20 protein-coding genes, 1 pseudogene and 2 riboswitches are annotated in these 23,852 nt (G+C 38.0%); of the genes and pseudogenes, 11 read left to right on the forward strand and 10 right to left on the reverse strand.

Annotation, left to right across the window (positions count from 1 at the left end):
- Window positions 1-1,322 precede the first annotated feature (1,322 nt).
- Window positions 1,323-2,285, reverse strand: a complete 963-nt coding sequence (locus MKY78_RS03670) for a hypothetical protein (protein WP_339216315.1) — start codon at window positions 2,283-2,285, stop codon at window positions 1,323-1,325.
- A gap of 453 nt (window positions 2,286-2,738) precedes the next feature.
- Here MKY78_RS03670 and MKY78_RS03675 point away from each other — a divergent pair, with 453 nt between their 5' ends.
- The 4 genes from MKY78_RS03675 to MKY78_RS03690 all read left to right on the forward strand — a co-directional run bounded on the left by MKY78_RS03675 (window position 2,739) and on the right by MKY78_RS03690 (window position 5,732).
- Window positions 2,739-3,290 carry a DUF6431 domain-containing protein gene (locus tag MKY78_RS03675; protein WP_339213341.1) on the forward strand — a complete coding sequence of 184 codons (552 nt, stop codon included), beginning with the start codon at window positions 2,739-2,741 and terminating at the stop codon, window positions 3,288-3,290.
- A gap of 114 nt (window positions 3,291-3,404) precedes the next feature.
- Window positions 3,405-4,676, forward strand: a complete 1,272-nt coding sequence (locus tag MKY78_RS03680) for an IS481 family transposase (protein ID WP_339213339.1) — start codon at window positions 3,405-3,407, stop codon at window positions 4,674-4,676.
- Entirely contained in the window at window positions 4,669-5,469 is an 801-nt protein-coding gene (locus tag MKY78_RS03685) for an AAA family ATPase (protein WP_339213337.1), read from the forward strand. The genes MKY78_RS03680 and MKY78_RS03685 overlap by 8 nt, the downstream gene beginning before the upstream one ends.
- Complete coding sequence (locus tag MKY78_RS03690; RefSeq protein ID WP_339213335.1) at window positions 5,466-5,732, forward strand: DUF5348 domain-containing protein; 267 nt, start codon at window positions 5,466-5,468, stop codon at window positions 5,730-5,732. The genes MKY78_RS03685 and MKY78_RS03690 overlap by 4 nt, the downstream gene beginning before the upstream one ends.
- A gap of 312 nt (window positions 5,733-6,044) precedes the next feature.
- Here MKY78_RS03690 and MKY78_RS03695 read toward each other — a convergent pair whose 3' ends face one another.
- From MKY78_RS03695 to MKY78_RS03705, 3 genes are read right to left on the reverse strand one after another with little or no spacing between them, the layout of a single operon-like run.
- On the reverse strand, window positions 6,045-6,833 hold the full coding sequence (locus MKY78_RS03695; RefSeq protein WP_339216317.1) for a DUF6339 family protein: 789 nt from the start codon (window positions 6,831-6,833) through the stop codon (window positions 6,045-6,047).
- Complete coding sequence (locus MKY78_RS03700) at window positions 6,823-7,671, reverse strand: hypothetical protein (RefSeq protein ID WP_339216319.1); 849 nt, start codon at window positions 7,669-7,671, stop codon at window positions 6,823-6,825. The genes MKY78_RS03695 and MKY78_RS03700 overlap by 11 nt, the downstream gene beginning before the upstream one ends.
- A 3-nt stretch (window positions 7,672-7,674) precedes the next feature.
- Window positions 7,675-9,639, reverse strand: a complete 1,965-nt coding sequence (locus tag MKY78_RS03705) for a hypothetical protein (RefSeq protein WP_339216321.1) — start codon at window positions 9,637-9,639, stop codon at window positions 7,675-7,677.
- A 195-nt stretch (window positions 9,640-9,834) separates the two neighbouring features.
- On the opposite strand from MKY78_RS03705, the gene MKY78_RS03710 reads away from it, so the two are divergent.
- Entirely contained in the window at window positions 9,835-11,187 is a 1,353-nt protein-coding gene (locus tag MKY78_RS03710; protein ID WP_107919837.1) for an IS1182 family transposase, read from the forward strand.
- A gap of 579 nt (window positions 11,188-11,766) precedes the next feature.
- On the forward strand, window positions 11,767-12,543 hold the full coding sequence (locus MKY78_RS03715) for a helical backbone metal receptor (RefSeq protein ID WP_339216322.1): 777 nt from the start codon (window positions 11,767-11,769) through the stop codon (window positions 12,541-12,543).
- A gap of 423 nt (window positions 12,544-12,966) precedes the next feature.
- On the opposite strand, the gene MKY78_RS03720 is transcribed toward MKY78_RS03715, so the two are convergent.
- Window positions 12,967-14,163, reverse strand: a complete 1,197-nt coding sequence (locus MKY78_RS03720) for an alpha/beta fold hydrolase (protein ID WP_339216324.1) — start codon at window positions 14,161-14,163, stop codon at window positions 12,967-12,969.
- A gap of 77 nt (window positions 14,164-14,240) precedes the next feature.
- Here MKY78_RS03720 and MKY78_RS03725 point away from each other — a divergent pair, with 77 nt between their 5' ends.
- Window positions 14,241-14,564 (forward strand): hypothetical protein, encoded by a 324-nt coding sequence (locus tag MKY78_RS03725; protein ID WP_186869147.1) that lies wholly within the window; start codon window positions 14,241-14,243, stop codon window positions 14,562-14,564.
- On the opposite strand, the gene MKY78_RS03730 is transcribed toward MKY78_RS03725, so the two are convergent.
- On the reverse strand, window positions 14,561-15,145 hold the full coding sequence (locus MKY78_RS03730) for a TetR-like C-terminal domain-containing protein (protein ID WP_339216327.1): 585 nt from the start codon (window positions 15,143-15,145) through the stop codon (window positions 14,561-14,563). The genes MKY78_RS03725 and MKY78_RS03730 overlap by 4 nt on opposite strands.
- Window positions 15,146-15,297: 152 nt before the next feature.
- On the opposite strand from MKY78_RS03730, the gene MKY78_RS03735 reads away from it, so the two are divergent.
- Window positions 15,298-16,059, forward strand: coding sequence for an SDR family oxidoreductase (locus tag MKY78_RS03735; RefSeq protein ID WP_339217811.1), 762 nt, complete (start codon window positions 15,298-15,300; stop codon window positions 16,057-16,059).
- Between the two features lie 576 nt (window positions 16,060-16,635).
- Here MKY78_RS03735 and MKY78_RS03740 read toward each other — a convergent pair.
- Complete coding sequence (locus tag MKY78_RS03740; RefSeq protein WP_339216329.1) at window positions 16,636-17,577, reverse strand: alpha-L-glutamate ligase; 942 nt, start codon at window positions 17,575-17,577, stop codon at window positions 16,636-16,638.
- Between the two features lie 18 nt (window positions 17,578-17,595).
- On the reverse strand, window positions 17,596-18,645 hold the full coding sequence (locus MKY78_RS03745) for an LLM class flavin-dependent oxidoreductase (RefSeq protein WP_339216331.1): 1,050 nt from the start codon (window positions 18,643-18,645) through the stop codon (window positions 17,596-17,598).
- Window positions 18,646-18,745: 100 nt separating this feature from the next.
- Window positions 18,746-18,853, reverse strand: a riboswitch (SAM riboswitch).
- Between the two features lie 122 nt (window positions 18,854-18,975).
- A riboswitch (SAM riboswitch) is annotated at window positions 18,976-19,085 on the forward strand.
- Window positions 19,086-19,247: 162 nt separating this feature from the next.
- Between MKY78_RS03745 and ssuE the strand changes: the two genes are divergently transcribed.
- The 3 genes from ssuE to MKY78_RS03760 all read left to right on the forward strand — a co-directional run bounded on the left by ssuE (window position 19,248) and on the right by MKY78_RS03760 (window position 22,648).
- Window positions 19,248-19,790 carry an NADPH-dependent FMN reductase gene (ssuE, locus tag MKY78_RS03750; RefSeq protein WP_339216333.1) on the forward strand — a complete coding sequence of 181 codons (543 nt, stop codon included), beginning with the start codon at window positions 19,248-19,250 and terminating at the stop codon, window positions 19,788-19,790.
- 60 nt (window positions 19,791-19,850) lie between these two features.
- Window positions 19,851-20,657: a YitT family protein gene (locus tag MKY78_RS03755; RefSeq protein ID WP_211741897.1), complete on the forward strand. Its 807-nt coding sequence runs from the start codon at window positions 19,851-19,853 to the stop codon at window positions 20,655-20,657.
- A gap of 197 nt (window positions 20,658-20,854) precedes the next feature.
- Window positions 20,855-22,648, forward strand: a complete 1,794-nt coding sequence (locus MKY78_RS03760; protein ID WP_339217813.1) for a sodium:proton antiporter — start codon at window positions 20,855-20,857, stop codon at window positions 22,646-22,648.
- Between the two features lie 14 nt (window positions 22,649-22,662).
- On the opposite strand, the pseudogene MKY78_RS03765 reads toward MKY78_RS03760, so the two are convergent.
- Together MKY78_RS03765 and MKY78_RS03770 are read right to left on the reverse strand one after the other, a co-directional pair.
- Window positions 22,663-23,061: pseudogene (locus tag MKY78_RS03765) on the reverse strand (hypothetical protein); the annotation flags it as partial.
- Between the two features lie 646 nt (window positions 23,062-23,707).
- Window positions 23,708-23,851, reverse strand: coding sequence for a hypothetical protein (locus tag MKY78_RS03770; protein ID WP_339216337.1), 144 nt, complete (start codon window positions 23,849-23,851; stop codon window positions 23,708-23,710).
- Between the last annotated feature and the right edge of the window lies 1 nt (window position 23,852).

The following is a 23,852-nucleotide window of genomic DNA, read 5'->3' on the forward strand; positions in this document are numbered from 1 at the left end:
AGAAATGCCGATTGGACAAGGGCTTTTATTCTCTTCTTGCTGGACTTGTCTTCTATTGCTTCCAAATGATTACTCGCAATCTGGAGCGGAGTTTATGTCTATTATTCCAAGTGTTGGCGAAGGTTGGTATTTCCTTTTCTGGATTTGAGCACGAAGTTTTCCTTTATGTTCATTAAGATATTCTTTCAACTCACCTACACTCACCCCATCTACTCCACTTGCACTTTTATTGCGATATACATGCTTATAGGCTTGTGGTTCGGATTCGGTTCATATACTTATTGCTTAAAATCTCTTCTAAAAGTTCCACACTTGATTCTTTCTTTCACGTGAAGGTAAGAAACTTCTCTTTTGAGTACCCTCCGAGATACGCTCATACTTTCCTCATTAACACATTCAGAAATATATCTACCGTACATTTTATGACGTAGAAATGTTTATTGCGGATGAATTGAGCCGCTTATGCGTAGTTTTGAGCCACCGAATGCGGAACATTGAGCCACCATTTGCGGTGCGAGAGCCACTAATAGTACAACTAATCTTAAATTATAGAGTCAGAGCCATAGCGGAGCTACTTGCCATTGACTGTAACGCCCGTTTCTTTGCTTTTGCTGGAAGGGGGCGGGGCCCCCACCAGCGAATGCTTAGAATCGGCTTGTCCGTGTTATCATACTTTAGCAGGTGTGCCTCTTTGGCATTATTTGTGACAAACCTGCAATTGTTCCTCAAAACGGACAAAAGTTAAGTCAATGGTGGCGGACTACAGTACCTATGCTAATTATGGCAAAGCGTTGGCGATGGTTCTCCCTTCCGCAATTACTGGCTCAAACGTCCGCATACAGTGGCTCAAAACTTCGCACTTCTGGCTCAATCTGTCCGCAATACTCAGTAGAAAACACTATAAATTGTTCAGCCTTTCATGATTTCGTCACTACTATTGCATCGGCTGACTTCTCGCTATAAACTTTTAAGACCAGCTTTCTTTATATGGAACTCCTCAGTTGTCCGCGAGTCCCTCAGGGTAAGACAACTATCTTCCTCTTTTACTCGATAGGGTTAAGCACATCTTTCAGACTTTGACTTGTTTTGAAGTCTTTTCCACCAATAGAGCCTTGGTATCAGATTTCTGTTCGTCGAGCCATGATATTGATACACGCATCCTTCTGCCCTTACCTCGCGATAAGAACCTTCGTTTCTTATAGTGGTTAGTTGATGGGTACCCCACAGTGGACTTTCACCAACCACTCAGGTAGTCGTCATGCCTGACGCACACTAAAAAGAAATAGTCCCGTTTGGGGCTATTTCTTTTTAAATAATACCTTTTACAAGGGGGAAGGTAACTGTAATTCAAGGTATCCTTTCCATTCGTTTCCATAAGTATCTACTCTTTCTCTTAGTATTTCATTATTAAATCTAACATTTGAACCTGATTTCACTGCTCTAATTACTTTTTTTTTGTTATGCGTTGTCTTCCACCAGAGAGTTCTTGATACCATGTCGAAATAAGCAGTCTTATTTCCAACTCTAACTTTATTAAAATTACGTTTATTTACACATTCATTGTCCATAAAACTTTCAATCTCATCCTTATTATTTAGATTAGATGGTATCTCTATCATCTTAAAACGTTTATCTTCAGATTCTGAGAAATAATCATAGGTTTTAATATTGTCAATTATATTATAATCGAATAATTTAGAAATTTCACCGTTAGGAATACAAACTAATACTAACGATGGATGATTATCTCTAGAGAGTTTAAAGCTATAATTATCATCTGTATATATTATTTTTACAATATATGTTAATACTGGCAATCTAGAATAATGATCTATTGATTTTAAATTGGAGACTGTAGAAATATATGGGTAATTTTTATTAACAAATGACGTTTGATTTTTTTCCACTTGAGTAGACTTAATATCCCCACTATTACCATTTGTATCAATTGTCTTTATATCTACACAAATAACTGCATCTTCCATCCGGACTCCTACATCAGAACTAACTGGGGAAGGGTATATTCCCTGAATCTCAGAATGCCATTGTGTATATATATGATGAAGTACTACTCTTTCAGCAGGTATCTTTATCTTGTTTTTCAAATCCCAAATATCTCTAAATTCAGGATAGTTCTCTTTAATTTCTTTTTCAATTAATAATAAGTCATTAATAAACTCTGATGATTCTATTACATTTCTCAATTTTTCAAAGTACTTTTTTTCCATTTCCAAAATCTCATTTTCAAAGTCATTTCTAGTTATTTCGTTATTTTGATACCCCATAAATAATCCCCACCCTTTTATACTGTAAGTTATAAGTTATAAGTTATAATTCATAATAGTTTCTATTTTATTGACTAATAATAACGCTGACAATTTTTAGCAATACTTTTCCACTATTTATATCAAAACCAATCAGCTTATGTTTCGATGACCTATCACCAGACGACTTAGATCTAATATAAATCTCCTAATCCTTTTAATGATTTAAATATGCTTCAATTCTATTATCACCTATAACCCAAAAAGAGCAAACTTTATCTTGATGGCCAATAAATTCTAATTCATATTTTTCAAGTAAGCTAGAAGCTCAACTTGTTCCTCTATATTAATGTAAAGCATCACTTTATCCCATCCAAAATTGGCCTATTTAAATCAAATTCCTCCAGTATGATTACTGTACTTTCCTGACACAATATGCTAAATTTTTTGCATATTATAAGGGGGAGTTTTTTTATGATCATTTCATTTAATTTTGGAATTGGCCTTGAAGAGTATGGGGCAAGGGAAAAAGAGAATGAATTTCCAACATTTGACCGATGCCCCAATTGTAACTGCATTTCACAGGGAAATCTTCATCGTAACGGCTTCTATTGGCGCTATGGAATAGATGAACAAAGGGAACTGCGGATTCCAATTTGTCGTTTCAAATGCTTGGTTTGCAAGGTCAATATCTCTATTTTACCTGATTTTCTTATTCCTTATTTCCAACATACATTACATACGATTATTGATAGGGTACTTCGTTTCTTGGAGGGGAAGAAAGTGAATGAAAGCCGTCAGCAATTAGCCCAGCACGTCAGACGCTTTTATGAACAGCTTCATTGGATACATAGCTTTTTTGTGGATTTAGGGCATCAATTGGGGTTTTCAAAAAGACTCAAAAAAGAAGCCCTAAAATATATGAAAATGATCCTTGATTTTGGAGAATCATCCTTCTTTCGAAGGAGCTGGGGTCATTTATCATCATACTTTATGGGCAAATTAATTTTACCATATTTTTCGTAATAAAAAAATAGTATTAATCCCACATAAGTCTTGCCTATGAAACTATTGATGAAAAAAGTAGAATAAAAGCAATGGATAACCGGTTGTCCTTCTTATAAAAAGGAGGAAAAATTCATGAATGAGAAAACACGGGAAGAAATTGCTTTATTTCGTTATGGCTTGATTGCCCCACTTTTGAATGGGCAAATGAAGCCAAAGGAATATTTTCAAGAAATGGAGGGGAAAATCCACCAGGTTCCTTACTATGGGAAACGGAAGGTTGCAGCTAAAACCATGCAAGAATGGCTTCTTCATTACCGTAGGAATGGTTTTGATGCTTTGAAACCAAAAAGGCGTTCCGATCGTGGGGATTCTAGAAGACTATCGCCAGATGATAAGGATCATATTTTAGAAATACGAAGGGAATTTCTCCATATGCCTGTCAGTGTTTTTTACGACCAACTGATTAAACGTGGGGAAATACAAAAGCACGACGTTTCATACGCCACCATCAATAGGCTCCTAAAAGAACATAAGTTAGCTGGTAGATATCATACGAGCTATCATCCAGAAAAAGAACGGAAACGATTTGCCCACGATAAGGTCAATGTATTGTGGCAGGCGGATTTGTCACACGGTCCATATATTCAAATCAATGGAAAAGCGAAGAAAACGTTTCTTATTGCATATATTGATGACTGTTCCAGGCTTGTACCTTACGCACAATTTTTCTCTTCCGAGAAATTCGATGGATTGCGTGAAGTGACGAGGGAAGCGTTGATACGACGTGGGAAACCGACCATCATTTATGCGGATAACGGCAAAATTTATCGGTCTGATACGCTGCAATATGCATGTGCCCAATTAGGGATTACATTAGCACACACGCAGCCTTATGATCCTAAAAGCAAAGGGAAAATCGAGAGATTATTTAAAACCATACAAACACGTTTTTATCCACTGTTAAAAAGTGATCCGGTTCATTCCCTAGAGGAATTAAATGAACGTTTTTGGCAGTGGCTTGAGGAGGATTACCACCGAAAGCCACATGCCTCTCTAGATGGGAAAACACCACACGAAGTGTTCCATTCCCAACTAGATCATATCACATTTTTAGAGGACCTATCCATTTTAGATACCATTTTCTTAAAACGGGCAGAAAGAAAGGTAAAATTGGATGGTACAATTACGTTGGACAAACAATTATACGAGGTACCCTCTCACTATATTGGTCAAAAGATTGAAGTTAGAATGGATGAACAAGCTGTCTATATTTTCAAGGATGGAAAGAAGGTAGTTGAAGCCGTTCCAGTCTCTATGCATGACAACGCTCATATTAAGCGAAGACAATCGCCATTCGCCGTATCGGAAACAACAGATCAGGGGGAGGAAATGAATCGTGTATAAATCATTTTATTCCCTAGCAAAAACACCATTTTCCAAAGATATGAACCAAGCAGAAGCCTTCCCGTCCGCAGGATATCAGGAGGCATTGAATGGACTGGAATATTTACGGAAATCCAAAGGGATTGGGTTAGTTATCGGCGATCCCGGTGCTGGAAAGACATTTACTTTGCGGTCATTTAAGGAGTCCCTTAACCCAGCATTATATCATGTGGTTTACTTCCCATTGTCTACGGGTGGCGTGATGGACTTTTATCGGGGATTGGCTTACGGTTTGGGGGAGGATCCGAAGTTTCGTAAAGTGGATCTGTTTCGCCAAATCCAACAAGGAATTGAACGAATGGATCAGGAACGCAAGGTTACACCTGTCTTTATTCTAGATGAGATGCATATGGCAAAAGATGCCTTTTTACAGGATCTAGCTATTCTTTTTAACTTTCAGATGGATTCAACGAATCCTTTTATCCTTATATTAGCGGGCTTGCCACATTTAAAAACGCGACTGAATCTGAATCACCATCGACCATTAGCCCAACGAGTCATCATGAGGTATCAACTACAGCCATTAAGTAAAGAGGATGTATCCGCCTATATTGATCACCATTTGAAAATGGCAGGATCCAAAATGCCTATTTTCACAGCAACTGCCTTTGAGGCAATCGCTCTACGGTCCCAAGGATGGCCTCGAGTTATTAATACATTAACTATCAATAGCCTTTTATATGGGGCGCAACTGAAGAAAGAACAAATAGATGAAGAAATTGTTCGCCTGGCTGCCGAAGAGGGTGGTTTATGATGCGTCGTGGAATCATGTTTTTTGATTTTGGTAAGCAAGAATGGAATATATGGATTGGTCAGCAAGCCTATGAAATAGTACAAGGAATGTCAGTTGAAATACGTATTCAGAATCGTTATTTTAGAACTTGTATGGAGAAAGATAGCCCTGACTGGTTGATAACGATTGAAAATGAAGTCACATTTACACTCAGCCTATTTGAAGTGTATAGGGTACGTGTTTTACAAATGGATTTAATACCTGCATTTAATCTCCCTTTTTAGGGGGATTTTCTTTCAAATGCGCGTCTGAAAGAATTTGCATATTAATTTTCAAAACTGAATTAAAGTGAAAAAGTCGGCACATTATTTCAGATTTCTAACTGGATTAAAGTGAAATTAGATGTCTGGGATAATGTGCTAATTTACAATATTAAATTCCTCTTGTTGCTTGATTTTCTTATCTAGAACAGCGAATAAGCCATCTTGCTTACCCATTTTTTCATTTTTAGTTATATTAGAGATATTAATTCCAAAGAAAAGATTAGCAGATTCAACTTGAAAAGGAATGTTGTCAGGATGGTTGGAATATAAATTTTATATTCCAATTCTAACTTTGCTATCCTCTTCTTTTGAAATCAATTGTGATATATCATAGTAATAACTCAGATACGTAAGAAATTGTTTTTTTAAATCTTCTTTCTCAAGCATTGGAGCCATAATCACCGGATAACTTTTATTAAACTCAAATATTACTCGTCTTCCATAACGTTCATCATCTCCAAGATCTTCGCGCCCCTTTATTTTTGCCTTTAATACTTTTGATATTTTTAGTTCATCTATTATATCTAATATATTCATTAAGAATTTATCATTACGAAAAATCTCATACTTAATAATATAATTATAAAGATCTAAGTTCTCAATAACTAATTCATAATATCTCTCACGCTCATCAGCATTACTAGTATTGTCCATAATATATTGAGCTCCGAGTATACTTTTATAAATATAATTCTCCCAATCAAACTTTTTTAGTACCACATTATTAAACTTACTAATTCCTTCTTTAACCTCAGGATAATGATTTAAAATAAACTCTCTTTTTTGTGTCAAAAGTAAAGAATGCCAAAATCTCTCATCTAAAACTAGTTCTCTATCCATATCTAAATAAGATTGAGAGATTACATGAAATGCTTTAAGGAATTTTTCTCTTTTTTCTTCTTCACTTCCCTTTCCTAAATATATTGGAAAATCAGGGGCCTCTCTAATATAGACAACCTCGTTAGAAAAATAATCATCATTTAAGTTTATTCTATCTTCTAAAAAATCCTGGTATAACCCAACAAATGACTTATAGCCTTTTGCTAATAATCTAATTTCCATCAGTAACTAACCCTCCTAATGCAGAAGTGTATCTTTCAATAATACGATCAGAAATCCAATATATGACTTCATCAATATTATCCATATTCACTTTTGTAACCTTCTTTTTCCTCATCAAATTATAAAGTTTCAAATCTAGGGACCCGTCCGGTTCATCTAAGCTTTCTAAATCAACATCTCCATCTTCGCTATTATTTAATATAAAGGTATGTAGAGCTTTAGATAAACCTGTATAGATATAAGGGTTATTTAGTACATTACTTTTGGGAAGATGGTTAAATTGATATTCCGGTTTTTTATAATGAATTATGATGGTTTCTTGTCCAAGCTCAATCTTTATATCAGATTTCAAATTCTCATCTACCTTTTTTTCAAAAAGATCAAAAGGTTTTGTAATACTACCATCAAATACAATTACATTTGAATATCCTAATAATGAAAACTTAGGAACATTCAATTCTTCTTTAAATTGGATGTAGAATTCAGCCAAATCATTATTGTCAGCAAAATTGACATCTTGTAAAGCTTGTATATGTAATTGGATGGAAGTACGTTTATTAAGGGATATACGAGATTTATGAATTCTCACATTTCTTTGTCCTGGCTCTAGTCTAAAAAATTTATTATCCTTAGATTGGATAATTAAGATTAATTGGGCCTTCCTTCTCTTTAATAGACTAATTATAAATTCAGAATCAATCTCATAAGTAAAGTCAAAATGAAAGCAATCTACATTCTCACTTACATTTACATCCAGGTCGAAACCACCCGCTTCATAACTGTGAGATGTGTTGGATAAGACAGGGTATGGAAAGTTAGCATCTTTTCGATAAATCACTTATTACACCTCCACATAATAAACAAACTTCAAAGATCGATTGAACGTATTCTTTAGCTTTAACTTGAGCTGAGCAACTCCATTTTCAATTTGGACATTTTTAATTACATTTTTATTAAAATCACAGGATTGTCCAGCATTAATGTCTATAATTTCCTGATAATTGTCCTGTATTTTAAATTCATTTTTATATTCAGTACCCATCCCATCGATAATCGATAGAGAAATATCACAAACTTTTGCTGCACCTAGTTGATCACTTTTGGCAAAATCGAATTTAATCAATTCTTTATCATTCAAAATTACCCTTTCTACTATCTCTGGATGCGCACTATACCGCTCTTTTCCTTCTGCAATTGTGTTATCAAATTCATCATTGCTCCTTTGCCATTTTAAGGGATCACGTTTTCTCTTAGTAAGATCTTTCTTATTATCTACTTTTTGCCCATTATCTACTCTTTTATTACGCTTTTCCTTTTTTGACTGCTTCCCGGTAGTCTTCACTAGAGTCTTACCTTTATTTATTTTGACAGTACCTAGTGAATTCTCTAAGTCTTTCTTAAATTGGGTTTCTACCACATAGAGAATATCTTCTGTATTCATTGGACCATCTGTAGGATTGTTTTTCTTTATTGCCTCCTCAATTACCTTAGCAATCTCCTTTGATAGATTATTTATAAACTTCTTAGCTAGCCTTTTTAACTTTGCATCGTTAAAGTGGTCTTTAGTCAGCTTCGTGTGTGATTCATTTTCAAGCGATTTTAAATAGGCATCTTCATTAGGGCCACCTATTAATACTGCATTGAATGGTTTAGTAGCATTTCCTTTAACCGTAAAGTCCTCGATCTTCATCCCAATCGTTCGTACAACCGCTACTCTCCCTTTTGGAATTCTTTCATCATACGTAAAATAAAGATTAAAATGAAAGTCCTCTTCTCCATTTGATACAACGATCTCCTCTGAAGGCGCATTCAAATATGTATCTAGATACAAAGGAGTAAATTCCTTTTTTGCCTCCGTAATATCTTGGTTATAATACGCTTGATCTCTCACATAATTTAATATTGTATCTTTTGAAACTACTTTCTCATTCACATGGACTTCCAACTTATTGTTTATAATCGATATAAAGAAACTATCACAAATACTTTTAATGATGGACCTTTCGTCATCATAATCTGCTCGAAAATATGGGATTATGATCTTTAATCCTCTTGTATCTTTTTTAAATACGTCATGGAAGTGATTCTCATATGGATAAAACTTCGAAATATTATTTCCTAAAAGCTCAATATCAGTAAAATAGCCGGTAGATCTAAAAGCCTGACCCTCATACATATGCTCAATCAATTGTACTGTTCCGCCTAAATGTTGTTCCCCATTCTCATCACAGTTAGCAAAATACATAACGTGCAAATCAGATGCAGCATTCGAAGCAATTTTACCAATACCATGAGATCCTCCCCTTGAAACCTCTACTTCATTATTATCCTCTTCAAAGTGAACCCCTTTATTGTATGCATAAATACCCCATGTATCTTTTTTGGAGTTGCTCTGTCCATTTTTTGCACCTGTTAATCCCCTAGTGTTTATATCTTCAAAAGATATATATCTAACATCTTCCTGATTAATCTTCATTTTCATATGATTAATTGTTTCATTTGTGTAATTGTTACGTCCTTCAAGATTTAAAATTCGTTCTATTACATCTTCAATCCCAGGGATATCATTCTTATTAATACTTCCAGTTTTTATTTTCAAGACTACCGGTCCTTCAGCGTGTAACAGACGACCATCAAGTGAATTTTGTATGTTTTCTCTCGTTAATCCATTTACTCCCATATCATGAAACCACTCTAACGATTTATTAAAGCTAGACTCCTCTATATTTGGGATTGGTGAGAATTTCCATTTTCTACTTTTTAGCTTTTCTAATTGCAAAGTTATCACCCTTTCTATTAGTTTCATAGACTTTTTCAAATTAGACTTCAATACATATATCCAAATTCGATTTTTGTCTAAAAAATTTTAGATTGAATGAATTTCATAATTCTTAGCCCTTGTGTATCAAGGGGTTTAAGAGATAAAAAAAGAAGTACCTCCCCAAATCTTGTATAATGGTAGTTGACCACAAACCATAAAAAGACTGGAGGAGTACTTCTTATGACTATTATACGACAACCTAGCCTATTTGGCATACAGGAATTATTTGACATGGAACCTACCCAAAAATATGAAGCCATTATTTCAGCGGTAGATTTGGATTCGATGTACCATCAAGTGGCGAAAAAATCACGGTTGGGTGCACCGGAAGAACTAAACTATGCAGCCATGATTATCTCCACCTTTGTAAGATACATAGAGCGCATCCCTACGATGAAGGATCTTATAAAACGTCTTCATGATGATCTAGCTTTTAAGTTAAATTGTGGCTTTTTGGTTTCTGATCATGTGCCTTCAGAATCCTCCTATTCACGTCTCATAACGAAATTGGAGGAAAGCGATATCCTTGAGAAAGAACAAGAAAAAGTGGTCCTCCAGGCTATTGCAGAAGGTTTCATCACGGATGATACAGTGGCCATTGATGCAACCCATTTTGAAGCACGAGACCAAGCGCAGCCAAAAGAAGAAAAGCCAAAATCTGAACCCCAAAAACGTGGTCGGAAATCAAAAGATGAGCGTGACGGGTGGCTTAAAGAACAAGCTGAAACGGAAGCCAATTTACCTTTATATGATAGAAAAATTGTGGCCCAATTAGATGTTCCCCTAGCCGAACTACGTGCCGAAGTTCCCCAAGACCCTAAATGGGGCGTGAAAAAGAACTCAGAAGGACAAAATGTTTTTTGGTTTGGCTACAAAGGTCATTTAGCCGTTGGTACATCAAGCCAATACATTCTACAGGCTCTTTTTTCATCTGGGAGTCTAAATGATGGTAAGGCAGCTATCCCTTTACTGAAAGGAATTCAGGAACGCCTTCACCTTCCATTACGTTATCAAACAATGGATGCGGGCTATGACTATGAACCCATATACGAGCAGGTACATCGAATGGGACAACAATCCGTCATCGCGTATAATAAGCGAAATGAAGGGGAAATCATTGGCTATGATAAACACTTTGCCCCAACTTGTTTCAGAGAGCATTCTTATCGTTATGATAGTTTTGATCCTAAATATGAAACATTGAAATACACAAGACCAAAGGAATGCAGCGACTGTCCCTTAGCTAATGAAGGTATTTGCCAAAAGGTTTATAAAGTGAAAATCACTTCAGACCTTCGCAGATATACCGCACCAGCACGCGGGTCACAAGCATGGAAAAACATTTTCAAACGTCGTACTGCCGTAGAACGGGTTAATGCCTATCTGAAAGAATTCTTTCAACTGAACAATGTTCGCTATCGTACTGGGAAACGTGCAAAAATTCATTTTGACATGGTAACCCTTATTTATAATGCTTCAAAGTTAGCCGCAGACCGAATTAATGTACAATTAAATCAGCAACAAGTAGCATGATTTCTGTTTTTAAAAATACATTTTAGAAATTCTGTAGGATTCTGTATTTTTAAAAAGAGCAATTATGAAATTGACTCGATTGTTAAAATTTTCTTGTTATGTAGTTATTTTATCACAGATTAATTGAAAATCATGAACGAAATCGTGATAAATGAACTAGTAAATTATCGTTTCTAACCAAAAAGACATTTTAAGGCTATTTATTTCGTTGCAATATTACAATAAAATTAAACATAAATATGTAAGTTAATAACAAATACTGACAAATCTACATAAGGCCCAACATAGTAAACCCTTTTTATGATTAGCATACGAAATTAGAAATAACATACTTTCCGTTTTTATATTCCCTATTCTTCTATTGTGGTAAATTAATATTAACAAAATACATAGTAATATAGTAGGCAATTAGGAATTCACTTTATAATTTATACTAATATTGTTAATTAGCCATAAAATCAATGAAATTTGGGATTATAACCAAGATGCTCTCCCTTCCGGTTGAAGTAATCGTTATCTTTAGAATAAATTATACTTGCTAGACTTAAAGTTTATATTATTATAAATAGGAGGTTCACTATGCTGACGATAAAAGACCATATTGGAAGAACAGTTCCATTACCCCACCCACCAAAACGAATCATCTCCCTAGTCCCAGCCATCACCGAAACGATGTACCACCTAGGACTGGAGGATAAAATCGTTGGACGCACACGATTCTGCATTCATCCAAAGGACAAAGTCCAACAAGCAATAAACATTGGGGGAACAAAGGAAATTAAGTTTGACCGCATTCATGATTTAAAGCCTGATCTTATTATCGCGGAAAAAGAAGAGAATACGAAGGAGATTGTCGAGACGCTTGAGCAGTTTTACCCTGTCTTCGTCTTTGAAGTGAAAAGCATTGCAGATGTTTATCGGATGATTGCTGATGTGGGAAGATTAACCGAGCGAGAGGCGGAATCTACCAATCTAGTAGAAGGAATTCAACGTGAAATCTCACATCTACCAAATGTAAAGGGCAAACGCGCAGCCTATGTCATTTGGCAAAGGCCGTACATGGTCGTGGGAAAAGACACATACATTCAATCGTTACTTACGGAAATGGGCTTTACTAACCCCTTCACAGCGCTGGAAGGCAGATATCCAGCAGTCACAGAAGAAGATTTTCGCCAAGCAGAGCTTGATTTCATCTTATTAGCCACCGAACCATACCCATTCCGGGAAAAACATATAACAGAATTTCAAGCGATGTTACCCGATGTACAACCAGTCATTGTCGACGGGGAGATGTTTTGGTATGGGGCTAAGATGATACAGGCTGCGGCTTATTTTAGAGAAAAGTTCTCAGGATAATGAAAGAATAATCTGTTTATTCGTGGTAAAATATGATGATAAAGGAGTGAACATCATATGCACTGGAAAAAATACGGAATACTTTTACCACCCTTTCTCATCATTGCTGTTCTATTGGGAATTTATCTTCCTATAGGTCAAAAATATTTCGCAACACTAGTAGTCCTATTATTTTGGGTATTCTACTATGCTGGGTTTTTATCGAGAAGAAGCGAGGAAAAGATAATTCCGAATCCTAGATGTTCCATTTTGTCTAGCTTTTACGGAAAATTCCATATCCAATATAAAAGAAGTAACCGCCCCAAGTTCAATGAATCGCGCTTACTTCTTTTTTCATCATACATCAAAATGGCCAACTTAGATTGCTTGTAGCGACTACATTAGCATAGAAAACTGACAGCCCTATAACGGCATTAAGAATATTCACTCCAATAAAAATTCCAGCACATCCCGATAAACAACCGCATTCTCCACCTCGTTCAACACCTCATGCTTCATCCTCGGATACACCTTACTCGTAATATGCTTATACCCCACTTTTCGCAAAGAACCTAAAGAATCCATCAACCCTTTCGCTCCACCTGTAATCGGATCCTCAGCCCCAACGATACTAAGAATCTTCAGCTCCGGATTCCTGCATTGATATTTGTGAAAGCGATGTAGCTCACGATCTGCGCTAAATACCGTTAAGGTGGCACTGTTTTGATATTCATAATTACACAAAGGATCAAGAAGATAATTCTCGATATTTTCCTCATTATAACTAAGCCAGGAATTGTCCTCGCTATTGCCACCCATATCACGGAGGATTTTACTATAGCCATGCTTACCAGAGAAAAACGAAAGCACGCTACCAATCATAAGAGCAAGGCTAACCCCTGGTACATAATTAGCGGTTCCACTTAATACTAGCTTCTTTATCTCATGATCATGCTCCTGCAGATAACATCTAGCAAAGATAGACCCAAGGGAATGACCAACTAAATAAACATCCTGATTAGGAAACCGCTCTTTCACATAGCGCGTAATAAGAAGCTGGTCTGCCACAATCTCTTCCACACCATTCATATACCCTAATGGATAATCCTTACTAACAGAATAACCATGCCCCCGTGTATCGGAAATAATGACAGTTAGCCCATGCCTAGCCAAATAGTTAGCAAAATCATAATACCGTTCCTTATGCTCGTTCGCACCATGAATGATTTGAACTATTGCTTTTGATTTCTTAGTATGTTCTTGCGGGGCGGGCGCATCTTCTTTTACTTTGGGCGTATGTATCCGGAGGGCAGGTGCATCTCCTTCCGCTTTGGGCTCATTCTCTCCCAGGACGGGCGCATCTTCTCTCACTTTGGGCTCATCCTCTCGCCAGATGGGCGCATCTTCTCTCAGAACGGGCGCATCTTCTTCCACTTCGGGCTCATCCTCTCCCCGCACGGGCGCATCTTCTCTCACTTCGGGCTCATCCTCTCCCCACACGGCCACATATTCTCCCGAAGCAGGCTCATACTCCCGCAGACTAACTGCCTCAAACAACGCTACAGATAATTCTAGCCCATCCTCCGCGGTTAACTTAAATTCTTCCATCAGTTCATCTTCCTTATGACCGTAATAAGACATCCATCTATAGTATGAGAAGAGAATAATTACCTCATTCGTGGTAAACTAAAACACATCAATAACTCGGAGGAACAACAATGGAAATCTCATTAACCACATGGAAAGCATTAGTAGAAAAGAAACTAAAGAAAAAAGTCCTCATCAAGATGATTTGGAATGATGAGGAGAAAATGACCTTATTTATAACACCAAATATGAAAATTAACTCATTTCTTTACGACGAAAAAGAGGGCTATCTTTTTTATGATATTGCCGGAAACCTGGTCGATTACCCCATTCCGAGCTACCTACCAGAAAAAGATTTAGAGAATGGATACATCACCAAGCCAAGCTCCCTAACCATTAACCAACAGCCCTTGACCAAAGAAGATATGGAATTTTTAAAAACAAATATATCCTAACCCCGCCCTGCTCGAAACGGGCTATTAAGCGAGAGAATCATGATTAATTGTTCATTTAATTCTTCAGCGGATGATTGGTAATCCTGTCGATGCCATTCCATTAACAATCCGAGGATGGCATTGGACTGGTAGCTAATTAAATAATCGATATGTACTGTACTATCCGGTACTAGCTTGGACTGCTCAAGTGATTCTTGTATAAACGAACGAACCGTATCAAAAAGCAAATAATAATACATCATCGGAATCTGTCGGTCAAAGACAATTTGATAGAAGGATTGATATTTTTTCACATGATGGAAAATTTGGATCATGTCTGCACTCATTTTTTCTATCTTAAAACTTGTTTTAAGATACGGTTCCTCGTAAGCCCGTCTAAAATCATCCACAATCACTTCTAAATAGCGCTTAAATACTTCATGTACATCCTTGTAATGCGAATAGAATGTCCCACGATTAATCTGTGCTAAGCGGCATAACTCCGCTACCGAAATATCCTCTAAAGGCTTCTTTTTCAATAATTCCAACAAAGCATGGCGTAAACTTTCCTGCGTTTTGATCACTCTTAAATCATGTTTCAAATTTTTTCACCCCTAAAATCAACATATGCTTCCTAAAGTGTTGACTAATCAACGTTTTTCCGACTTTTCGTTGTTTGTTAATCACGAAGAGCTGTCGTATAATTTTACTGTACACATGTTCATTATTTTTGACAAGTATAGGAGGAGATTACATGAAATTAAAAGACAAAGTTGCCGTTGTAACTGGTGCAGCATCTGGAATGGGGAAGGCTATTGCAGAGCTTTATGCTAGTGAAGGTGCTAAAGTGATTGTTGCCGATCTAAACCTGGACGGTGCGGAAGTGGTTGTAAGCGGTATCAAAGAAAACAGTGGAGTAGCGAAGGCTATTCAAGTAAACGTCGCAAAACAAGAAGACATCGATAACATGATTGACACAGCAGTAAATGAATTTGGAACATTAGACATTTTAGTTAACAATGCTGGTATTATGGATGGCTTTGAACCTGTTGGCGATATTTTGGACGAGCGTTGGGATTTAATTTTCGACATTAATACGAAGGGTGTTATGCGTGCCATGCGCAAAGCCATTCCTATTTTCTTGGAAAAAGGAAAAGGCAACATCATCAACACCGCTTCAACAGGTGGCATGAATGGTGCCCATGCTGGTGCAACATACGGAGCCTCTAAACACGCGGTAATTGGTCTTACTAAAAATACCGGCTACATGTATGCACAAAAAGGCATCCGCTGTAATGCAATAGCTCCAGGTGCAGTGGAAACCAACATTTCTGCATCCATGAAAAACATTAACCCATTTGGAATGGAGCGCACCAAACCAGTCCAAGGTGTTATCCCACGCATTGGAAAACCTGAAGAAGTAGCACAAGTTGCATTATTCCTAGCATCCGACGAATCTAGCTTTGTAAATGGTACAGTCATCACCGCAGATGGTGGATGGACCGCAGCATTTTAATTCATTTATACATGGAAAGAAATCGCGCGAAGTTTTACTACTACTTCGCGCGAGATTCATTCCTTTTCGCGCGGGAATCACTTAAACTCGCGGCACTTTCTTCCCTTTTCGCGCGAACCTTATCCTATTTCGCGCCACATTCACTACCCCGCGCGATTTCTCCACAGGCTCGCGCTTTTTTTACTTCTCCCCGCGCGAACTCTACTTTCCGTTCTCAATCAAACTTACTCTCGCGCGACTTTCTACCCTTTTCGCGCGAGAAACCCTTTAACTCGCGACACTTTCTCCCATTTTCGCGCGACTCCCATCACTTTTCGCGCCACATTCACTACCCCGCGCGATTTCACCACAGGCCCGCGCTTTTTTTACTTCTCCCCGCGCGAACTCTACTTTCCGTTCTCAATCAAACTTACTCTCGCGCGACTTTCTACCCTTTTCGCGCGAGAAACCCTTTAACTCGCGACACTTTCTCCCATTTTCGCGCGACTCCCATCACCTTTCACGCCACATTCACTACCTCGCGCGAAATACACCTACACCCGCACGAGCCCAAGCCTACCCACACACTCTACAAATCTACTCTACTACCTTCGCCAATTCCTTCCCTAAATACTCTGCAACCGCAAGCATTCCATATATCCCACCATTAGCTTCTGCTTCGCTGTTATAATTTGTATTCGTATTAATATCATAGGTGAAAATATTGCCATCTTTATCCTCAATAAATTCAATTCCAGCGATATGAATGTGATTAGCTGCTAGTAGTTGTTCATATTTTTCGATGATCGGGTGGTTAAAGCCTTCTCTTATCTGGAATTTTGCTGGTTGGGAGCTTTCTTCGCCTACTGGGCAGAAGAGATCATCTATTGTGCATGCGTCTGCCGGACATAGTTCAAAACCTTCTGACGTATCAACGCGAACGGCGTAGAGAAATTTCCCGCCAACAAATTCACAACGCGTGATATAGGATTCCGGGGACTCGATATAATCTTGAAGCAATGTGATGCCATCGACTGGTTCTTCAAAGCTATCCCCATCTAAATATTGCTCTAATGCCTCCACCGAAGTGAAAAGTTGTACACCAAGCCCTTTTCCTGCTCGGTTATGCTTGGTAATAAATTTCTTCCCTTCAAATGCCTTCGCTGCCTTTAAAATATCAGCTTTTCCAACTGCGGCAATCGTTCTCGGGGTCTTAATTCCGAATTTCTCAAGCTCCAAATATTGTAGGACCTTGCTTATTTCTAGCTGAAGGACACGACTTCCATTAATGACGACCCTGCCATGATGCTCCAACCAGGAAAGAACCGCACTTGTTAATTCTGGAGCAAAGCGATGTCCCCTTGTATGGGAGGAGGCGCTCATACGGCTATAAAAAACTCCTTCAGGTGGAACGGAGGTAAGGTCCACCGTGCCATGTACTAGATTCCAATCTTCATAGGGTAAATCTAACTCTTCCAATCGCTTGAATAAATGCTCTGTCCATTCACTATTCTCATGTATCACATAAATTTTACTCATCATAAAAACCCCCTGCTTCTAATCTGTTAATGCGGAGCGTAATTCTTCTACCTTAGGCATTACCTGTTGTGAGAATCGCTCTAATTCCTCTAGCTGTGGGGAGCATTGTAACAATAGTAAGTCTACCCCTACCTGCTCAAAGGCGATGATTTGTTTCGCAATTTGCTCCGGTGTGCCAATCAGATTTGGACGAATTCCTCGATTGGATACGGAATAATCCTGTAGTTGAATCTGCTGTTCCAGTTCTGATTTCGATGTAAAGTCTTTAAATCCTGCATATCCACTTAGATCATGGACGGTTGTGATTCGTTTTAATTCTTCCTGTGCTTCTTCCTCTGTATCACGACAGATGACGTAGGCTGCCATCCCAATTGTGCGGAAAGGCTCTCGTCCTGCTTCTTGTCTACGCTGTTTCATATCAGCAATCTTGGCTTGTGCTTCCTCCACCGTATGTCCATGGATGACATACGCATCACAAAGCGATGAAATGACTTGTTTCCCTTTCTCACTTTCGCCACCCGCATATAAAATTGGGTTTGGCCGTTGGACAGGTTTAGGGGAAAGCTTGGTGTTCTCTATTTGATAAAACTGGCCCTGATAGGAGAAGGTTTCCTCCGTCCATAATCCTTTCAGAATCTCAATAAACTCTGCTGTTCGGTCATATCTTTCATCATGTGCGGTAAAATCACCACCATATTGCTTCGCCTCCTCGGCCCACCAGCCAGAAACAACATTTAAGGTAAAGCGTCCATTACTAATATGGTCGATGTTTGCCGCCATTTTTGCTGTAACAGCTGGATTATGAAACACGGGACGAACCGCTGTCATGATCTCGATTTTCTCTGTTACTGCTGCTAAAGCTGCGGCTAGAGACCATGCCTCTAAGGAATCCTTGTCTGTGCCTTTAATATCATTCAAGTAAAGCTCCGCAATTAAGGTAGTATCATAGCCCCATTTTTCTGCTGATTGAATTACTTTCTTTGCATAGTCAAACGTTGGTGGCATCTTTTCATCCTCGACATTACGTAACCACCCGCCAAAAATCGGTAACCAAAATCCGTACTTCATAAAACTTCCTCCTCATCCACTTGTGTTCTATCTGTAAAACATAAAAAAATCTCCTTCCCTAGATAGGAAAAGAGATAACTACTAAAAATAAGTATGCACTCTCCTATCTTCCAAGCAATTGCTTGATGGAATTGGCACAGTATTCTTATGAAAGAACCTGTTGCCGAGGCTTCAAAGGGCCATGTCCCTCCACCTCTCTTGATAAGATCAAAAATTATTTGATTATTTCCTCTATCATAAAGTAACCCTTTCCACCTTGTCAATCATTAATTCCTACTTGACTGATAGGAATTGTTCGAATAGAATATAACAATAATTGCATACCACTACTTCTTATCAAGAGAAGTCGAGGGACCAGGCCCGATGACGCTTCAGCAACCTCTGATATAGCATGTCAGAAAGGTGCTAATTCCGACGAGATTATTCTTGAGAGATAAGAGATTACATACAACAATGTAAAATCCCTTTATTCTCATTAGAAGAATAAGGGATTTTTTTGCTGATAGGAAGTATATGCTAAGAAAAAACACATTCACGAAAAGGGCCGAATGTGCGTTTTCTAATGAATCAATGCAAGGAAATAGGAAAGGATGAGAATAGGAATGAGTGAGATTGTGATAATTTCTGGTAGTACTGCTACATTATCTGGCTCCGAGCAGGTATTACGTTATTTCGGGAGCCTATTACATGAGAGACAATTTTCAGTCACCCATATGTCGGTAAAGGATGTAGCCTATCAAGATCTTTTTGACATGAATATAAACAGTCCAAAAATAAAACAAATGACAGCATTAATCGAAAATGCCCACGGTATCCTGATTGGGTCACCGGTTTATAAGGGAGCTTATTCCGGGGTGTTAAAAGCATTCATTGATCTTCTGCCACAGGATGTGTTGAAGCATAAGCCAGTCCTTCCGATTATGACTGGTGGGAGTCCTTCCCATCTTTTAGCCCTCGAATATACACTGAAGCCACTATTAGCCACATTAAAGGCGCATAATTTAAAAGGCCTCTACCTATTGGATCAAACAATCAATAAACAGAGGGAAATACCAATAGTAGATGAGGAAACCATACAGCGAGCAAGAAAACAGCTTGATTATTTCTGTAAATTAGTAGTTCACAGGCAGACAACGCCCATTTAGATGATTCAGCAGAATTTTAACTAAAGATACTAATTTACATACACTAGGGAGAGTTACATCATGAAAAATATAATCGTCATCATCGGATCCTTTATTGTTGCATTTGCCTTTAATTTCTTTCTGGTCCCTTTTGGTATCTTAAGTAGTGGCGTTAGTGGTATAGCTATTTTAGTTGGACTCATTACGCCACTTGATATCGGAATTCTGACCTTTATCTTTAATTTACCGTTACTCTTATTGGGCTATGTTAAATTAGGGAAGAGGATTACCGTGAATACGCTGATTTGTGTCGTGTCCCTATCTTTCTTTTTATATATTTTACCGGTAGTTGCGATAACGGATGATATTTTGCTTTCAACCATCTTTGGAGGAATTATTGGTGGAATTGGAGTCGGTATCATACTGAAATATTCCGGAACCTCTGGTGGGTTGGACATTATCGCGATTATTATTTCCCGTAATAGTAATATTAGTGTAGGGCTACTCCTTACCGGAATGAATGGTGTCATTGTCCTGCTATCTGGTGCTATCTTCAGCTGGGACATTGCATTATATACCCTTTTATCTATTTATTTGACGGGGAAAGTTATCGATGCGATTCACACCAGTCATATCAAACTAACCATGCAGATTGTGACATCAAAAGGAGATCAAATTAGAAAGGAATTACTGCAATCCGTTTATCGTGGGATTACGATTACGGAGGGATTCGGTGGTTATACAGAAGAAAAGAAACAAATTCTAATGATGGTCGTGACCCGTTATGAGACCGTGAAAATAAAAGAAATCGTTCGTCAACACGATGACAAAGCGTTTATTAACATCTTTCAAACCGTTGAAATTGATGGTGAATTTGCAAAGAATTAACGAAAGAACTCGTCTGCCCTGTTTCCTTTTCTATTTTCACCCTAATAGAAAAGGAATTTGGGGATAAGATGTTAGTAGTCGTATTCATTTTTCTATGTTAGCAAAAAAATAAAACATTACATTAGCTAATAAAGCAAGCCAGTGATAAAATACGCTTATTCCAATCATTTACATATAACATAAGAAGGTGACTAGATATTCATACAGAATTTGTACTCATTAGTATTGTTATTGTCATTTCACTCGGTATCTTATCACAATGGTTAGCCTGGAGAATTCAATGGCCATCTATTGTCATCATGTCTGTTGCCGGATTATTAATTGGTCCGGTATTCGGATTAATTAATCCGCAAGAAGCGCTTGGGAGTCTTTATAGTCCCATTATCTCGCTTGCAGTGGCATTAATTTTATTTGAAGGTAGTACAAGCTTAGATGTACGGGAATTAAAGGGGGTATCGAAGTCGGTATTCCGAATCGTCACGTTTGGTACTACGTTAGCCTGGATTGGTGGCTCCTTAGCTGCTCATTTCATTGCAGGACTTAGTTTAGAAATATCGTTTATTATTGGTGGCCTGTTTGTCGTAACAGGTCCTACCGTTATTATCCCTTTATTAAGACAAGCAAAATTAACCTCACGGGTATCTTCTGTCTTAAAGTGGGAAGGTATTATTGTTGATCCAATCGGGCCGTTGCTTGCCCTCTTTGCCTATGAGATTATTAAGATTACATCATTAGAATCGTTTAGCTTTCATAATTTTATTCCATTCTTTATTGACTCCCTTTTAGCGGTGGTAGTGGGGATTGTGATTGGAATAGTAGTAAGTTTTCTAGCAGGAAAAGGCTGGTTCCCTGAATACCTAAAGTCTCCTATCATCTTTTGTTTCGTGCTCATTTGCTTTACCATCGGAGAATCGATTATGCATGAAACTGGGATGCTGGCTGTTACGGTGATGGGATTAACACTCGCAAGAACGAAAAAATATGTTCACTCTATCAGTAGTGTGACCCATTTCATGGAGAACATTTCTGTCATGCTTACATCAACCGTGTTTATTTTACTTACGGCTTCCCTTACAAGAGAAACGATAGTTGATGTCTTCACATGGCCAATTATTGCCTTTGTACTTGTTATGTTGTTTGTCGTAAGGCCGTTTTCTATTTGGACTTCCACCATTGGTACAGAAATGACCTTAAAAGAAAGAGCACTAGTTGGGTGGATTGCACCGAGAGGGATTGTCGCACTGACGGTTTCAGGTTATTTTGCAGGAATACTGGTTGAGGATGGCTATTCCAATGCTACTATCTTAACACCATTAACCTTAGCACTAGTGTTGATCACGGTTTGTGCACATGGATTTTCAATTGGTCCAATCGCGAGAAAGCTAGGCTTGGCTAATAATGAATCAACTGGTGTCGTGATGGTTGGGGCTAGCAGTTTTTCCATTGCATTAGCCGCTCATTTAAAAGAGATGGGGACACCGGTATTAATTACCGATACGTCTAATACCCGGTTACACCAAGCAAGAACATTAGGGATAGAAACATATCATGGGGAAATTTTATCCGAGCAAAGCGAATTCGATATTGATATGACTCCGTATGATAGGATGCTAGCGATGACAGGCGATGTCGCATACAATGCACTCGTTTGCCAATCGTATATTCCAGAGTTTGGCTACCAAAATATCTTTGCCCTCCCTGCTAAAAGGCAGAATTCCAAAGGGGCAGAGCTCCCACCTTCTATTAAAGCCAACCTATTATTTGGCGAGGGAGAAAGCTTTACCGAATTAAACAAAAAGGTTAATATTGGCTATCAACTAAAGAATTTCTTTATTGAAGAGAAAAAGACTGTCCTTAAGGAAGACCTGCCATTTACAGGTACTCCATTATGTATTAAAAAGAAAAATGGCAACATTGTCTTGGTTACGTTGAAGGAAAAACTCACGCTCGATGAGGGGGATCAGCTTGTTGCTTTAGTGCTGGAGGAGTAATCCTCCAGCTTTTTTTATTCACTAACCTGTAGCAACTTGATGAGCTCCGCCACCTTTTCATCACTACCTGGGTCAATATACACTAATGCTGTATTGTCGATGATATCGGTATAGAATTTCTCACCTGCAGGGTACTGGCCATCCCAGCGTAAAGGAACATTGTATATATTAATCGTTCCATCTCCATTACCACTATACGTTACCGAACCATCCACTAAGCGAGAACCCGATAGCTGAATAACATCTTCTGGATAGCTAGCACTGGTCTCATCAATCGGGTTAATCGGTGTACCAGCTGGAATATAGTTAACATACAATCCATCAATATCCTGGTTAGGTCCAAGCTGCAACCAAACCCGAGCATATTCGATTTGTTCACTAGAGTATTGCGTTAGTACGCTATCCTGATTCCCTTCTTGTACATTACTATTCTCATAATCTTGTATTAACATAACCGAATTACTTCCATCATATGACACCCAATTAACGGAATCAATGTGAATCGTCTCGTCAATCGTAGGCATATCATCCATTATCTTCTCCGCCATAGCAAACATTTCTATTGTTCGTTCATCATCGACATTAGGCGAGCCATTTTTAAAAATAGCATCTATTTCTTGCCCAAATTCTTTCGTATCAGGAAGAATGTTAACGGTATAATTCGTCTTGTCCACCTCGGCATCTTCCCATGCTTCTGCTACATAATGTAGGTTTTCCATTGCATAATGCTCATTTAAATAACTTTCTACATCAAATCCACCGTCTGCCGAGTCAGGTGTCGATGTTGAGGCTTCTTCCTCACTTTCTGATTCATCGCTTGGATTGCTTTCTGTACCGGTATTTTCATCCGATGCCGAATGATAATCCTCATGATTTTCATCCTGTGCGGAACATGCACTAATCATAAACAATAAAGCCGCTAGCAACACTAGCCAAAAATTTCTCTTCATTATGTATACTCCTCGTATGATTATTTTAGGCTATTCTTTATACTGGTTACGCTATCCATTACAGTTATAATATGTAAAGGAAAATAGCCGACAATTGTAAGTATATCATTTATCTGTCTATTTGTAGCCCGTATTTGTTCATTAATATTAACTTTGGACTATTCATTTCTCCTACAACATGTAGCACCCAATCCGCCTTTCCTTCCATTTCCTCACTATGGATATCTAACGTATGGCATAACCTCATGGTCAAG

The sequence above is a fragment of the Ornithinibacillus sp. FSL M8-0202 genome (genome assembly GCF_037975285.1).
GTDB classification, from domain to species: domain Bacteria; phylum Bacillota; class Bacilli; order Bacillales; family Amphibacillaceae; genus Ornithinibacillus; species Ornithinibacillus massiliensis.

What these genes read in the sequence shown, in the direction of transcription:
- MKY78_RS03720 (WP_339216324.1), bottom strand. Translation starts at nt 14,163, where the DNA reads ATGTCTTATTACGGTCATAAGGAAGATGAACTGATGGAAGAATTTAAG.
- MKY78_RS03710 (WP_107919837.1), top strand. Translation starts at nt 9,835, where the DNA reads ATGACTATTATACGACAACCTAGCCTATTTGGCATACAGGAATTATTT.
- MKY78_RS03740 (WP_339216329.1), bottom strand. Translation starts at nt 17,577, where the DNA reads ATGAGTAAAATTTATGTGATACATGAGAATAGTGAATGGACAGAGCAT.
- MKY78_RS03690 (WP_339213335.1), top strand. Translation starts at nt 5,466, where the DNA reads ATGATGCGTCGTGGAATCATGTTTTTTGATTTTGGTAAGCAAGAATGG.
- MKY78_RS03695 (WP_339216317.1), bottom strand. Translation starts at nt 6,833, where the DNA reads ATGGAAATTAGATTATTAGCAAAAGGCTATAAGTCATTTGTTGGGTTA.
- MKY78_RS03755 (WP_211741897.1), top strand. Translation starts at nt 19,851, where the DNA reads ATGAAAAATATAATCGTCATCATCGGATCCTTTATTGTTGCATTTGCC.
- MKY78_RS03670 (WP_339216315.1), bottom strand. Translation starts at nt 2,285, where the DNA reads ATGGGGTATCAAAATAACGAAATAACTAGAAATGACTTTGAAAATGAG.
- MKY78_RS03675 (WP_339213341.1), top strand. Translation starts at nt 2,739, where the DNA reads ATGATCATTTCATTTAATTTTGGAATTGGCCTTGAAGAGTATGGGGCA.
- MKY78_RS03735 (WP_339217811.1), top strand. Translation starts at nt 15,298, where the DNA reads ATGAAATTAAAAGACAAAGTTGCCGTTGTAACTGGTGCAGCATCTGGA.
- MKY78_RS03680 (WP_339213339.1), top strand. Translation starts at nt 3,405, where the DNA reads ATGAATGAGAAAACACGGGAAGAAATTGCTTTATTTCGTTATGGCTTG.
- MKY78_RS03705 (WP_339216321.1), bottom strand. Translation starts at nt 9,639, where the DNA reads ATGAAACTAATAGAAAGGGTGATAACTTTGCAATTAGAAAAGCTAAAA.
- MKY78_RS03725 (WP_186869147.1), top strand. Translation starts at nt 14,241, where the DNA reads ATGGAAATCTCATTAACCACATGGAAAGCATTAGTAGAAAAGAAACTA.
- ssuE (WP_339216333.1), top strand. Translation starts at nt 19,248, where the DNA reads ATGAGTGAGATTGTGATAATTTCTGGTAGTACTGCTACATTATCTGGC.
- MKY78_RS03715 (WP_339216322.1), top strand. Translation starts at nt 11,767, where the DNA reads ATGCTGACGATAAAAGACCATATTGGAAGAACAGTTCCATTACCCCAC.
- MKY78_RS03745 (WP_339216331.1), bottom strand. Translation starts at nt 18,645, where the DNA reads ATGAAGTACGGATTTTGGTTACCGATTTTTGGCGGGTGGTTACGTAAT.